This is a genomic window from Flavobacterium sp. UBA6135, from assembly GCF_002428305.1.
GTDB lineage: Bacteria > Bacteroidota > Bacteroidia > Flavobacteriales > Flavobacteriaceae > Flavobacterium.
This window is the reverse complement of record NZ_DIVJ01000003.1, coordinates 96,131-109,618: the sequence shown is the minus strand read 5'-3', so window position 1 is coordinate 109,618 and position 13,488 is coordinate 96,131. Positions and strand designations below refer to the sequence as shown.

The window sequence follows — 13,488 nt, the reverse complement described above, 5'->3', positions numbered from 1 at the left end:
AGAAATCAGTATTTTTACATCATGGAAGCACCACTTGCCGAACGCATCCGGCCACAACATTTATCAGAATACATTAGTCAATTACATTTGGTTGGCGAACAAGGTTCGTTGACACATCAAATTGCAAAAGGAATTATTCCGAGTTTAATTTTATGGGGGCCACCCGGAACGGGAAAAACAACATTGGCTCAAATTATGGCTCAGGAAAGCAAACGTCCATTTTTTACCTTGAGTGCTATTAATTCAGGGGTAAAAGACATTCGAGAAGTGATTGAAAAAGCCAAAATGAGTGGTGGATTATTCACTGCCAAAAACCCGATTTTGTTTATTGATGAGATTCATCGTTTTAGTAAATCGCAACAAGATTCGTTGTTAGCCGCAGTTGAAAAAGGATGGATTACATTGATTGGAGCCACTACCGAAAATCCAAGTTTTGAAGTGATTCCTGCTTTATTGTCAAGATGTCAGGTGTATGTGTTAAATGCTTTTTCAAAAGATGATTTAGAGCAATTGTTACACCGTGCAATGGAACAAGACGAAATTCTGAAAGCAAAACAAATTACCTTAACGGAAACCGAAGCTCTTTTGCGACTTTCCGGTGGTGACGGAAGAAAATTGCTGAATATTTTTGAATTAATTGTTAATGCGACGGAAGAAAATTCGATTGAAATCACAAATGAAAAAGTGATGCAATTGGTTCAAAAGAACACCGTTTTATATGACAAAACGGGCGAACAACATTATGATATTGTATCGGCTTTCATCAAATCTATTCGCGGAAGCGACCCAAATGGAGCGGTCTATTGGTTAGCTCGAATGATTGAAGGTGGCGAAGATGTAAAATTTATAGCCAGAAGAATGCTCATTTTAGCCAGTGAAGATATTGGCAATGCGAATCCGACTGCTTTAATCATGGCAAACAACACATTTCAAGCGGTAACAACTATTGGTTATCCTGAAAGCAGAATCTTATTGAGTCAATGTGCAATTTATTTGGCAACTTCTGCCAAAAGTAACGCAAGTTATTTAGCGATTGGAAAAGCACAACAAATCGTGAAACAAACCGGCGATTTGCCTGTTCCTTTACATCTTCGAAATGCACCAACCAAGTTGATGAAAGAATTAGGCTATGGTGACGAATACAAATATTCGCACGATTATGAAAATAATTTTGCTGAGCAGGAATTTCTACCTGATGAAATCCAAAACACTTCTTTTTATGAGCCTGGAAATAATGCGAGAGAAAAAGAACTCAGGCATTTTTTAAAAAATCGGTGGAAAGATAAATATGGATATTAAAACTTAATATTTATTTTCTCTGAAACTACATTATCGTTTTCTTGATGTTCAAAAAACCAACTACCTTGTTTTAAAATTACTACTCCACAAACAGCCCCTTTTTGAGCCAAAAACAATGATGGAACATCAGTTTTTAACAACTTAAACACTAATTTAGAAACAGAATCAAAGAGTTGATAACCATTTTTAACAGGATGAGCAAACAATATTTTTGAATTATCATCAACAATAGAATTTTGTTCATTTGAACTACTTTTAGGATTTTCATCATTAACAAAATCTACAATTTTAGATTCTTCGATAATTTCTTTAGAAATAGAATTTTTTGAACCTTTATACTTATAATCCATTGCAAAAAGTGATTGAAATGCCTCATCTAAAGCTTTTGGATATGCAACTTTAAATTCTTTTTCTTTAGATTTACCTTCTTTACTTTCGTAAATAATTTTACCAAAACAATCTTTAAAAACCACATTAACCTTTGTCCAAAATAAAAGTTTACCTTTTACTACATCTACAATTAAAGCATCACAACGATTAGTAATTACTTCTTTAGGAAACTCTTCATCTTCATAAAATGCTTCAAATCCCATCTTCTCCAAATTGAACTTTGTTATGGTATTTAATCGATACTGGTTTTCATTATTAAAATCATTAAACTTTTTTGGAACTATAACATATTTATAGTTATTCAAAGTTTGAGACCAACTTGAAAATGATAACATTAGTAAAAAAAGTAATATATATTTTTTCATAGTATATGATTATTTATAAATAATTTTTTAATAAAAGTAAGTGATTTATTTGATTTATTGAAGGCTTTACTTCAATATTAAACTCATTGAAAAAGATGGCATCCAAACCTGAATTCAACGCTCCCTCCACATCAGCTTCCAAGCTGTCACCAATCATGACACTTGTTTCCCTTTGAGCTTTGGCAGATCTTAATGCGTAGTCGAAAATGAGCGGATTTGGTTTTTTTACTCCTGCCATTTCTGAATTAGTGATGGTCTCGAAATACCGTTCAATATTAGAGTTTTTTAATTTTCCTTCTTGTACTGAATGAAAACCATTGGTTATGATGTGTAATTTATATTTTGGATGTAAATACTCTAAAATTTCCAAAGCTCCTTCATATAAATGATTGAATTGTGGCAAATAAACTATATATTCCTTGGCAATTAAATGAATTATTTCGTCATGAACTTCTTCATCCATCAAATCAAAAACTTCCTTTAAACGAAAATAGCGTAAATCTTCCTGAGAAATTTTTTCATCACGATATAGCTTCCAATATTTTAAATTAATAGGGATATAAAAATTTAGAAAATGGGTTAAATCAAAATTTAATTTATGCTTATCAAAAATTACCTCAAAAGCTAGTGCTGAATTTTTTTCAAAATCCCAAAGTGTGTGGTCTAAATCAAAAAAAATATCCGATTTGTTTTGAAAGTGTTTCATTTAAAAGGTAACAGGCAAAAGGTTAGATAGATTTGCTTACTTAGCTCCTTTAACAATTACGGCATCATCAACATGATAAATCCAATCGTTAACATCATCATCATTATATCTGAAAACACCCTCCAATGTTACGTATTGGTCGGTTTTTAATTTAGGTGTAGCTCCTTTAAATTTTATTCCCATTATTGTTTCCGGACCTGCCTGTCCGCAAAAAAAACAAGACGCAAAAACATTTTTGCTTAATGCATAGGAAACATTATCAATTGGAATTATGAAACCACTCATTACAATTTTTTTCTTTCCTTTTTGTTTTAAACTTGAATTAATAATAGGAAACATTACCCCGTCAGGATAGTCTTTGCTTGGTTTTTTTACATATTTAATTTCGCCCAATAATTTCCATGTTAATGTATCGGGCTTTGTTTGCTGAAATGGATTTTCTAAATTTAAAAGCGAAGCCGATTGCAAATTGCTGTTTTGATCTACTTTATTAGATGTAGTTGCTTTCACTTGTTTTGGAACAAAAGTTGTGTCCAAATAAGCTAAAACTATGAAAACCAATATGAAACCAATATAAATTTTACGCATTTGATAATGTTTTTGAAATATTTAATGTATATGCTTTAATTGCCGGTAGTAGTGCTGCTAAAATTCCAACAAATATAGTGACCAAAAATAAAATTCCTTCTTTTTCCCAGATTATTGTCAAGGGATCAAAAGCCATTTTGAATTGTTCATCTGTTGTTGTTGAAATTATCCACAAGGCAAGTCTTCCAACAATTGTACCAAAAAGAAAACCTACAATACATAGTAGCAAACTTTCAAAAAGTACTAAAACTAAAAGTTGAATTCTTGATGCTCCTGATACCCGCATCAATGCAAATTCATATTTTCTTTCTTTGAGTCGATTGTAAAGTGCAATAAAAATGCTAATTCCGGAAATCAACATAATTCCATAAGCAAGATATTCTAATGCTTGAAGTCCAAATCCGAATAATGAAAATAATCTGTTGATTTCAATTGCCGGAAGAGCTGCTTGCATTTTTGTGTTTTGAGCAATCATTCTTGGCCAAGAAATGATTCCCATTTTACTTTTAAATTTTATTAAAACTGCTGTAATTTCATTTTCTTCTTCGTGATCGTGTTCGTCGCCTTCTTCATGAACATGTCCTTCTTCACCATGAGCCGGATTTTCTTCAACTTCGTCATGGTCGTGATTGCAATTTTCATCATGTACATGACCTTCATGATCGTGACCATGATCACCATGTACAGCCCAAACACTTTCTACTGTTGAAAGTATCAAATTGTCAACAACTTTTCCGGTTGGTGAAGCAATTCCTGTTACTACATAAGGAAAATCTTCGTGAACATCTCCTTCCTGAGCATCGCCATGAGTTCCAAAAAAAGTATCGCCAACTTTTAAATTTAATTTTTTTGCAATCTCACTTCCGATAACTACTTCAAAATCATTTTCAAAAATTTTTCCTATTTCAACTTTAGCTGTATATTTTTCTAAATAATCAGGAGTTGTACCTACAATCCGAAAGCCTCGATAATTATCTCCAAAAGCTAACGGAATTGCCGTTTCTACAAAGGGATGGTTCATCCAAGCCTGGGCTTCTTTGTAACTAATATTTCCGGTTGGAGCATCCACTTGATACACTGCCGAAAGAATTAATTGCAATGGACTTCCTTGTGCACCAATCACCAAATCAACTCCATCAATATTACTTGAAAATTGTTTTTCAAACTGCTCTTGTAATAAAATCAAAAGCGAAATAATAGCAACAGAAGCCGTGAGTAACACTAGACTTAAAACGGTATTTAATGGTTTGAACCAAAGGTTTTTCCAAGCTAATTTTCCAATCATCTTAATTTAAATTTATATGGTTAGAAAATGTGTCTTTTAATCGTTGGTCATGCGTCACAATTATCAATGAAGCCTTGTGTTCCTTTGACAACTTTTGCAATAAATCAGCAACTTTTGCTGCGTTTTCATCATCTAAACTTGAAGTAGGTTCATCTGCCAAAAGCAATTTTGGTTCATTAATCAAAGCTCTCGCAATTGAAACCCGCTGTTGTTGGCCAATACTTAATTTAGAAGGAAGCTTATACATTTGATCTTCTAAATCAAGTGCAACCAATAATGATTTTGCTTTTTCTGTTGCTTTTTCTCCGTTTGACAACCAAGAAGCCAAAACAACATTTTCAAGCACATTTAATGAGGCAACAAAATGCGATTGTTGTAAAACCAACCCAATATTTTTACCTCTAAATTGATCAAGTTCTTTTTCAGATAATGATGAAATTGTAGTATCTTGAATTGAAATGGAACCTGAATCAGGCCGAAGTAATCCACCCAAAAGATGCAACAAAGTTGTTTTTCCTTTGCCCGAGTTTCCGGTAATCAACAAAGTTTGTGAAGCTTCATTATGCAAATCGGGAAAAGCAAAAGTGGTTTTTTCATTAAATGAAAATTTCAAATCTTTGGTTTGAATCATTGCGTTAATTTTATTTTGGAAAGATACAGATATTTTGAAAAATGAGTTGTTAATCAATTCTAAAAATTAGCCTAAGATTTTCGCATTTTTTTGGGGCCATACCACAACCAAAATCCTGTAATTGTAAACACTAGCAAAGCAAAACTCATGATTGAAGTATAAATCAATTTAAAAGTTCCTGATTGAAATCCTAAATAATAATCAACAATTGACCCATCATGAATTTTCTCAACCACATCAGATCGTCTTGTATCAATTTGAAGTAATTCTCCGGTTGTACCATCAAGTTGCACTTCATAAAAATGAGACTTGAACGTAAACTTTACTATTCCTTTTTCAGGTCGAACATCAATTCTATCAATTTCACTAACGCTTGACTCTTTTAAAAAAGCAACAATAAACCTATTTGCATTTTTTTGCAAGCTATCCAATGGAAGAAAATCGACCAAATCAGCTGAAACTCCTTTTTTAGCTTCAGGTAAAATTAGACCTCCACTGTGTTTTTTAATCCCTAATAAAAATCCGGTTACAGCAATTATAAAAAAGAAAACAAACAAAAAGGCACCCGTAGTCCTATGAATTTTTCTAAAAAAACGAAGAATTTTTGCTTGACTTTTTCTTTTTTCTGACACTTTATTATTTTTTACATTACACCTTCATCGGCAAAGCTATAATAACCATTTTCTGTTACAATAATATGGTCAATAACTGACAATTCCAATTGTCTTGCTGCTGATTTTAATTTTTGTGTAATTTCTATATCAGGTTCACTTGGTTCCAATCTGCCGGAAGGATGATTGTGTGACAAAATTAATGATGTGGCATTATTTTCTAAAGCTAACTTTAAAATCAATCGAACATCTACCACAGTTCCTGTAATTCCTCCTTTGCTAAGTTGTTCCTTTTTGATTACTTTATTGGAATTATTGAGATATAATACCCAAAATTCCTCATGAGGTAGTTCACCTATTAAGGGTTGCATGATTTCAAATATGATTTTACTGGAAGTAATTTTAACTAACTGAGTTGCTTCTTCTGATTTTCTTCTTCTGGCTAATTCAACTGCGGCAATAATTGAAATTGCTTTTGCTTCACCAATTCCTTTAAATGTCATCAGTTGATTAATTGACATTTTTCCTAATGCGTTTAAATTGTTTTGAACTGAAGCTAAGATTCTTTTGCTCAATTCAACGGCACTTTCATTTCTACTTCCCGAGCCTATTAATATGGCTAGCAATTCTGCATCGCTTAAAGCAGCTCTCCCTTTTAGTGCTAACTTTTCTCTTGGCTTATCGTCTTCTGCCCAATATTTAATTGAGAAATTTGTTTTTTCTTCCATGTTGTTTGGCGTATAAATGTTATTAAAATTTAAAATTAATAATTTTTAGTTTTAGTTTGTAACATTTTTATTATTTTTATTACTAATTCAATCAAAATAAAACTCTTTATTATGAAAAAAAATAGTATAACTCTAGCTTGTGTGTTTTCTTTTTTGCTTATTCCTATAGCTTCAATCGCTCAAAATGCTGACGAAATTATCAGTACTTACTTCAAAACAATTGGTGGTGCTGAAAAATTTGAGAAACTCAATGGAACAAAAATGGAAATGAGTGTGAATTATCAGGGGATGGAAATTCCTGTAGAAATGGTTCAGCTAAAAGGCGGAAAAATGTATCTGAAAATTAATTTTCAAGGTCAAGAAATTACCCAAATGGCATTTGATGGAACAACAGCTTGGTCAACAAACTTTATGACCATGAAAGCTGAAAAAATGGAATCGGAAATGGTAGAAAACATTAAACAAGAAGCTAACGATTATCCTGATGTTTTATTAAATTATAAAGCAAAAGGATATGCTGCAGACTATCTAGGAAAAGAAACCAAAGAGGGAACTGAGTGCTATAAAGTTAAAATCACAAAAAAACCGCAAACTGTTGATGGTGAAAAAGTGGATAATGTAGTCTTCTATTATTTTGACACAGAAAATAATGTTCCGATTTTAACAGAGACTGAAATTAAACAAGGCCCGATGAAAGGACAAATGTCAACAACAACAATGAGTGACTACCAAGAAGTTGACGGGTTATATTTTCCTTTTACAATGAATCAAATGGGACAAGCTATGGTGGTGAAGAAAGTTACTTTAAACCCAACAGTTGATCCAAGTGCTTTTAGCTTTAAAGAATAAAACTAATAACTTTTAAAAATCCCCATTATATAAATTTTGGGGATTTTTTTTAAACCAAACTCAACAATGAAAAACTATAACAAATTACTTGTTGCTTTAAGTTTCATTTTTGCTTTTCAAGTTAACGCTCAAGATGAAATAATCTTAAAAGGCAAAGAATTATTTGGTGATATCAAAGCCCGTCAGATTGGTCCGGCTATTATGAGCGGGAGAATTTCAGACATAGCAAATCACCCCACAAACAACAAAATAATCTACATTGGTGCTGCCGGTGGTGGCGTTTGGAAAAGTTCAGATGGTGGTGCTTCCTTCTCTCCTATTTTTGACAAACACATTCAATCTATTGGTTGTGTTACTATTGACCCTAATAATCCTGACAACACAATTTGGGTTGGAACAGGTGAACCATGGACCCGTAATAGTGTATCTATTGGCGATGGAATTTATAAATCAACCGATGGTGGTTTGAATTGGACTAACATGGGTTTACCAAAATCAGACCGAATTACATCCATAATTGTTGACCCAAGAAATAGTGATGTAGTTTGGGCTGGAGTTCTTGGTGCACTTTGGGGTGATAGTGAAGATCGAGGCATCTATAAAACAACAGATGGTGGAAAAACATGGAATAAATCATTTTATGTAGATCAAAAAACAGGCTGTGCAGACTTGGTAATTGACCCCGTTAATCCGGATATTATGTATGCTAGTTTTTGGGAATTCAGAAGAACCGCATGGTCGTTTAATTCCGGAGGATATAATTCTGCCTTATACAAAACTATTGATGGAGGTAAAACTTGGAACAAAATTCACAATGGTTTTCCAAAAGGGCAATTGGGCAGAATTGCTATTGGAGTAGCTCCATCAAAACCTGAAGTTTTATATGCTGTCTTGGAAACCGAACAAGATAAAGACAAAGGCTTATATCGTTCTGAAGATTCAGGTGCCAGTTGGAAACATTTAAATAGTGATTTTGAATTGGTTGTTCGTCCGTTTTATTTTTCAAGAATTACAATTGATCCTCGAAATCCGGATATTCTATACAAAGGTGGCTTAAGAGGTTCCATTAGTAGAGATGGTGGAAAAACCTTTAAACCGCTAGGAAATATGCATGCTGACATTCATGACGTTACTGTTGATTTACATGACAGCAATCGAATTTATGTGGCAACCGATGGAGGTTTATACAGAAGTTGGGATTCTGGAAACACACTTGACATTGTAAAAAATCTACCCCTTTCACAGTACTATCATTTAAGTTTAGATGATGAAGAACCTTATAACATTTATGGTGGTTTGCAAGACAATGGCTCATGGTATGGCCCAAGTAAAAGTGACGGCGGCATTGAAGCTCGCGACTGGCATGTTGTGGGTTATGGCGATGGATTTCGTGTTTTAAAACATCCTACCAAAAAAATCATTTACAGCGAAATGCAAGGTGCCGAAAACATCTGGCGATATAATTTAGAAACTAAAGAATTAAAAACCATTCAACCGCTTGCCGTAAAAGGCGACCCAAAATTACGTTTCAATTGGAATACACCAATTGTTACCGGAATTCACAACCCTGACAGAATTTATGCCGGCAGTCAATTTGTTCATGTTTCTGATGACATGGGACAAACTTGGCGAAAAATATCAGGTGATTTAACCACAAACGATCCTACAAAAACAAATACAGAAAAATCAGGTGGTCTTTCTGTTGACAATTCCGGAGCCGAAAATCACTGTACCATTTTTACCATCGCAGAATCACCCTTAAACAAAGACGTAATTTGGGCCGGAACTGATGATGGTAATGTTCAAATTACAAGAGATAGTGGCAAAACATGGTCTAATGTAACGGCGAATATCAAAGGATTACCAAAAAACACCTGGTGTTATCACATTGAAGCAAGTGTTTTCAATGAAGGAACTGCATATGCCGTTTTTGATGGTCATTCAAAAAATGATTATACTGCTTATGTCTATAAAACTTCTGATTTTGGAAAAACATGGACTTCAATTACCACTCCTGAAATAGGAAGTTTTGCAAGAAATATTCAAGAAGATTATAAAAATCCTAACTTATTATTCTTAGGTACAGAAATAGGATTATACATCACTGTTGATGGCGGTAAAAATTGGTCTAAATTTGAAAATAATATGCCTGCTGTGGCGGTGCATTATTTAGATTTACATCCAAAAACAAATGATTTGGTAATGGCTACTCATGGTAGAGGAATTATCATAATTGATGACATAAGTACACTCAGACAAATCACTCCCGAAATCCTGAAAAAAGAAGTGCACTTTTTTGACAGGAAACCATTTGTGATTGAAGAAGAATCCAGTTTTGGAGGCACCGCTTCTGAATTGGAGTTTGTTGGACCAAATCCAAATACATCAGGTCAAATCATCTATTATTTGAAAAAACGAAATACGTTTGGAAAAATGGATTTGGAAATTCAGGATACGAATGGAAATAAAATAGTGACACTTCCTGCAGGAAATCAAAAAGGGATTAATATTGTTTCATGGAATTACAACACCAGAAATCCAAAAATTGCAACTGCAAAAACATTGAGTTTTGGCGGCTTCACTTCTCCAAGAGTTCCGGAAGGTACTTATAAAGCAGTTTTGACAAAAGGAAAAGAGGTTTACACTCATGAATTCAAAGTTGTTAACGACCCAAAAAGTGTAATAACACCAAACGAAAGAAAACTTCAAGCTGAAGCGGCAAAAATGCTTTTTGATAAAAATGAAGAGCTAGCCTATTTCGTTTATGAACTAGACGAGTTAATTGCTCTTAACAAAAAAATAATTGAAAAAGACCCAAAAACAGCAAAAGCAAATAACAAGATTTATGCGGAGTTTAATGCTCTAAAAAACACAATGGTTGTGACAACAGGAGATATGTATGTTGGTGCTGCTGAACCACAATTAAGAGAAAAATTGAGTACAATTTATGCCTCTGTTGCTCAACAATTTGACGCACCATCGCCTTCTCAAAAAGACAACATTGAAAATGTGATGGATTTATATTCTAAAGCAACAACAAGTTTAAATGCTCTAAAAGGAAAATATAAAACCAAATTAATTGATCAGGGAACTAAACTTGGCATTCCATTTCAATTAAAATCATTTGATGAGTTTTTGAAAGATTAATTTTTTTACAACGTAACAAAAAATGCTTCTTTAACAAAAGAGGCATTTTTTTTGTAGTAAAAAAAGAAGTGCGAATTTAACTAAAAAACAATCTCATGAAAACATTGCTCTCCTTCTTTTTTCTAGGGATAATTTCTCTTACTATAAACTTTTCACAAAAATTATCTGATGCTGCTTTGGAATTAACAAAAGATAAAGTGACTTATGATCCGTCATATGTGAGCATAAAATATCCAAATGGTGATGTGCCAAAAGACAAAGGTGTTTGCACCGATGTGGTTATTCGTGCCTACCGGAAATTGGGTGTTGATTTGCAAAAAGAAGTACACGAAGACATGAAAAAAAACTTTTCGCTCTATCCTAAAAAATGGGGATTAAAAAAAACGGATACGAATATTGACCATCGAAGGGTTCCCAATTTAGAAGTGTTTTTTGAACGAAAAGGAGAAAAACTAACTGTTACTAATAATCCTTCCGATTACAAAACCGGCGATATTGTAACTTGGATGATTGGCGACAAACTTCCGCATATTGGTATTGTTACACACAAAAAATCAGCAGATGGTAAACGCAATTTAATTGTTCACAATGTGGGTGGCGGACAGGTTTTGGAGGATTGCTTGTTTAGCTATACGATTGTGGGGCATTTTCGGTATGATAAATAATTAGTCAATGTGGCAATTTGCCAATTAAAACTACTGCTAATTCCCTCAATGACTCATGTCACATTCCCTAATTGACTAATTGCTTAACCTCCTCAAAATCCAAACCACCATAATTCCCTGAACTCATTAATAACAAAGCAGCATTATCCAAATTAGTTGAAAATAAAAAATCTTTAAATTCGGTTGGATTCGTATAGATTATCAAATCATTTCGTTTGAAAGAATTAGCAATTTGATCATAAGTTACCTCCTCCAGTTGTTTGATTTTAACTGCATCGGGCGAATAAAACACAACGGCAACATCGGCAGCATCCAAAGCTCCTTCGTATTCTTTTAGAAATTCGGCATTCAAACTGCTATAGGTGTGCAATTCTAAACAAGCCACTAATTTTCTATCGGGATATTGATTTTTTACGGCTTTGGTAGTCGCAGCAACTTTACTGGGTGAATGAGCAAAATCTTTGTAGGCTACTTTTCCTTTTCCTTCGGCAATTTTTTCCAACCTTTTGGAAGCTCCTTTGAAATTGGCTATTGCCTCATAAAAATCGGCTTCATCCACACCCATATTTTGACATATCCATTTGGCTCCGGCAAGATTGTTCAAATTGTGAGCACCGAACACTTCAATTGGCATTGGTCCTTCGGGAGTATCAAGATAAGTAGTTCCTTTTTCAACGGAATAATTGGGCGTTTGATAAGGTAATCTTCGAATGGTGTTGGTCGTTTCTTCGGCTACTTTTTTAACCGTTTCATCTTCTTCATTATAGACCAAAATACCACCTTTTGTAATTTGATTTACAAAAATTTCAAACTGTTCTACATAATTTTCAAAGGTTGGAAACACATTAATATGATCCCATGCAATGCCGGAAAGTAATGCAATATTGGGTTGGTACAAATGAAATTTCGGTCTTCTGTCAATCGGACTCGACAAATATTCATCGCCTTCCAAAACGATAAAATCATTTTTTTCGGTGAGATGAACCATCGTATCAAAACCTTCCAGCTGTGCTCCTACCATATAATCAACTTCAATGTTATGATAATGCATCACATGTAAAATCATTGAAGTTATTGTCGTTTTCCCATGTGAACCGCCAATCACAACACGGGTTTTATTTTTTGATTGTTCGTATAAAAATTCAGGATAAGAATAAATTTTTAAGCCCAATTCTTTTGCTTTTAACAATTCCGGATTATCGGATTTGGCGTGCATTCCGAGAATAATTGCTTCGATATCTGATGTGATTTTTTCAGGAAACCAACCCATTTCGTTTGGCAAAAGTCCAAACTTTTCTAAACGTGATTTGGAAGGTTCAAAAATAGCATCATCACTACCGGTAACGTGATAACCTTTGTGGTGTAAGGCAAGTGCTAAATTGTGCATGGCGGCTCCGCCAATGGCGATAAAGTGGGTTCTCATTTTCTGTTGTCGGTTGTCGGTTGTCGGTTGTCGGTTAACTGATAACGGACAACCGAAAACGGATTACTATTTTTCAAATTTATTTTTTAATGCTTCCGCTTTTTGTGGCTGTTTTAATTTATTTTTATACAAATCATATAGTTTTTGAAAGGTATTTTTTGAATTTCCAATTTCGTGTGCAATCATGTAATTTGCTTCCGCTTTTGTAAAACGTTTGAAATATTCATCAATAAAACCTCTGGCTAAATAACCATCCACTTTTGATAAATTCATTAATTCATCTGCATATTTTTGAGCTTTGGTTTCGCTTCCGCCAACAATACCAGGCAATTCGATGTAGAGCATCACCAAAGCCCAACGGGAGTCAATGTGTTTTTCATCTAATTTTGCAGCAGTTAAAAAAGATTTTTCAATTTCATCAATCATTCCTAAAGCTTTGAATTTGTTAGATTCTTTGGCTTTCATTCCCATAGCTCCACCAAACTTATAGTGATAATCAGCATTTTTAGGATATTGGATTTTTATTTTATTATAATAAAAAATAGCTTCATCCCAGTTTTTTTCCTTTCCTGCAATATCTCCAAGGTATTCTATCGTTTTTGTATGATTCGGATTTGATTTTAAATAAATAGAAAAAACTGCCTTTGCTTCAACATACCTTTCTTTTTGAAATAATTGTTCCGCTTTTTCAAAATCTGAATTGGCCATCATTTGAAATGAGATTAAAAGAATTAGTAGTTTGAAAATTTTCATGTTTTTAATTTGAATTCAAAAGTAAGGAAATGAAATATGTAAATAAAC

13 protein-coding genes are annotated in these 13,488 nt (G+C 33.5%); 4 read left to right on the top strand and 9 right to left on the bottom strand.

Going from position 1 to position 13,488, the window contains the following annotated elements; all coding sequences use genetic code 11:
• Positions 1 to 21 precede the first annotated feature (21 nt).
• The gene (locus B3L86_RS00780; RefSeq protein ID WP_291113926.1) at positions 22 to 1,299 is read left to right on the top strand and encodes a replication-associated recombination protein A; all 1,278 of its coding nucleotides are present in this window, start codon (positions 22 to 24) and stop codon (positions 1,297 to 1,299) included.
• Here B3L86_RS00780 and B3L86_RS00775 read toward each other — a convergent pair.
• The 7 genes from B3L86_RS00775 to radC all read right to left on the bottom strand — a co-directional run bounded on the left by B3L86_RS00775 (position 1,296) and on the right by radC (position 6,603).
• Positions 1,296 to 2,054, bottom strand: coding sequence for a hypothetical protein (locus B3L86_RS00775; RefSeq protein ID WP_291113923.1), 759 nt, complete (start codon positions 2,052 to 2,054; stop codon positions 1,296 to 1,298). The genes B3L86_RS00780 and B3L86_RS00775 overlap by 4 nt on opposite strands.
• Before the next feature lie 13 nt (positions 2,055 to 2,067).
• Positions 2,068 to 2,760 (bottom strand): YjjG family noncanonical pyrimidine nucleotidase, encoded by a 693-nt coding sequence (locus tag B3L86_RS00770; protein WP_291113920.1) that lies wholly within the window; start codon positions 2,758 to 2,760, stop codon positions 2,068 to 2,070.
• 36 nt (positions 2,761 to 2,796) lie between these two features.
• Positions 2,797 to 3,348, bottom strand: coding sequence for a hypothetical protein (locus B3L86_RS00765; RefSeq protein WP_291113917.1), 552 nt, complete (start codon positions 3,346 to 3,348; stop codon positions 2,797 to 2,799).
• Entirely contained in the window at positions 3,341 to 4,633 is a 1,293-nt protein-coding gene (locus tag B3L86_RS00760) for an ABC transporter permease (RefSeq protein WP_291113913.1), read from the bottom strand. Before B3L86_RS00760 ends, B3L86_RS00765 begins: the two co-directional genes overlap by 8 nt.
• A gap of 1 nt (position 4,634) precedes the next feature.
• Entirely contained in the window at positions 4,635 to 5,264 is a 630-nt protein-coding gene (locus tag B3L86_RS00755) for an ABC transporter ATP-binding protein (protein ID WP_291113910.1), read from the bottom strand.
• Positions 5,265 to 5,335: 71 nt separating this feature from the next.
• Entirely contained in the window at positions 5,336 to 5,896 is a 561-nt protein-coding gene (locus B3L86_RS00750; RefSeq protein ID WP_291113907.1) for a PepSY-associated TM helix domain-containing protein, read from the bottom strand.
• 11 nt (positions 5,897 to 5,907) lie between these two features.
• Entirely contained in the window at positions 5,908 to 6,603 is a 696-nt protein-coding gene (gene radC, locus B3L86_RS00745; protein WP_291113905.1) for a RadC family protein, read from the bottom strand.
• A 111-nt stretch (positions 6,604 to 6,714) separates the two neighbouring features.
• Here radC and B3L86_RS00740 point away from each other — a divergent pair, with 111 nt between their 5' ends.
• From B3L86_RS00740 to B3L86_RS00730, 3 genes are all read left to right on the top strand, one after another.
• Positions 6,715 to 7,452 (top strand): outer membrane lipoprotein-sorting protein, encoded by a 738-nt coding sequence (locus tag B3L86_RS00740; RefSeq protein ID WP_291113903.1) that lies wholly within the window; start codon positions 6,715 to 6,717, stop codon positions 7,450 to 7,452.
• 66 nt (positions 7,453 to 7,518) lie between these two features.
• Entirely contained in the window at positions 7,519 to 10,599 is a 3,081-nt protein-coding gene (locus B3L86_RS00735; RefSeq protein WP_291113900.1) for a WD40/YVTN/BNR-like repeat-containing protein, read from the top strand.
• Positions 10,600 to 10,694: 95 nt separating this feature from the next.
• Positions 10,695 to 11,264: a DUF1287 domain-containing protein gene (locus B3L86_RS00730; RefSeq protein WP_291113897.1), complete on the top strand. Its 570-nt coding sequence runs from the start codon at positions 10,695 to 10,697 to the stop codon at positions 11,262 to 11,264.
• Positions 11,265 to 11,331: 67 nt separating this feature from the next.
• On the opposite strand, the gene B3L86_RS00725 is transcribed toward B3L86_RS00730, so the two are convergent.
• Together B3L86_RS00725 and B3L86_RS00720 are read right to left on the bottom strand one after the other, a co-directional pair.
• Positions 11,332 to 12,687, bottom strand: coding sequence for a UDP-N-acetylmuramate--L-alanine ligase (locus B3L86_RS00725; protein ID WP_291113894.1), 1,356 nt, complete (start codon positions 12,685 to 12,687; stop codon positions 11,332 to 11,334).
• A 66-nt stretch (positions 12,688 to 12,753) separates the two neighbouring features.
• Positions 12,754 to 13,440 carry a tetratricopeptide repeat protein gene (locus tag B3L86_RS00720; protein WP_291113891.1) on the bottom strand — a complete coding sequence of 229 codons (687 nt, stop codon included), beginning with the start codon at positions 13,438 to 13,440 and terminating at the stop codon, positions 12,754 to 12,756.
• Positions 13,441 to 13,488: the final 48 nt, after the last annotated feature.

Bases quoted from the DNA above. Each gene is read 5' to 3' on its own strand.
- B3L86_RS00725 (WP_291113894.1), bottom strand. From the start codon at position 12,687: ATGAGAACCCACTTTATCGCCATTGGCGGAGCCGCCATGCACAATTTA.
- B3L86_RS00770 (WP_291113920.1), bottom strand. From the start codon at position 2,760: ATGAAACACTTTCAAAACAAATCGGATATTTTTTTTGATTTAGACCAC.
- B3L86_RS00730 (WP_291113897.1), top strand. From the start codon at position 10,695: ATGAAAACATTGCTCTCCTTCTTTTTTCTAGGGATAATTTCTCTTACT.
- B3L86_RS00760 (WP_291113913.1), bottom strand. From the start codon at position 4,633: ATGATTGGAAAATTAGCTTGGAAAAACCTTTGGTTCAAACCATTAAAT.
- B3L86_RS00755 (WP_291113910.1), bottom strand. From the start codon at position 5,264: ATGATTCAAACCAAAGATTTGAAATTTTCATTTAATGAAAAAACCACT.
- radC (WP_291113905.1), bottom strand. From the start codon at position 6,603: ATGGAAGAAAAAACAAATTTCTCAATTAAATATTGGGCAGAAGACGAT.
- B3L86_RS00775 (WP_291113923.1), bottom strand. From the start codon at position 2,054: ATGAAAAAATATATATTACTTTTTTTACTAATGTTATCATTTTCAAGT.
- B3L86_RS00780 (WP_291113926.1), top strand. From the start codon at position 22: ATGGAAGCACCACTTGCCGAACGCATCCGGCCACAACATTTATCAGAA.
- B3L86_RS00765 (WP_291113917.1), bottom strand. From the start codon at position 3,348: ATGCGTAAAATTTATATTGGTTTCATATTGGTTTTCATAGTTTTAGCT.
- B3L86_RS00740 (WP_291113903.1), top strand. From the start codon at position 6,715: ATGAAAAAAAATAGTATAACTCTAGCTTGTGTGTTTTCTTTTTTGCTT.
- B3L86_RS00735 (WP_291113900.1), top strand. From the start codon at position 7,519: ATGAAAAACTATAACAAATTACTTGTTGCTTTAAGTTTCATTTTTGCT.
- B3L86_RS00720 (WP_291113891.1), bottom strand. From the start codon at position 13,440: ATGAAAATTTTCAAACTACTAATTCTTTTAATCTCATTTCAAATGATG.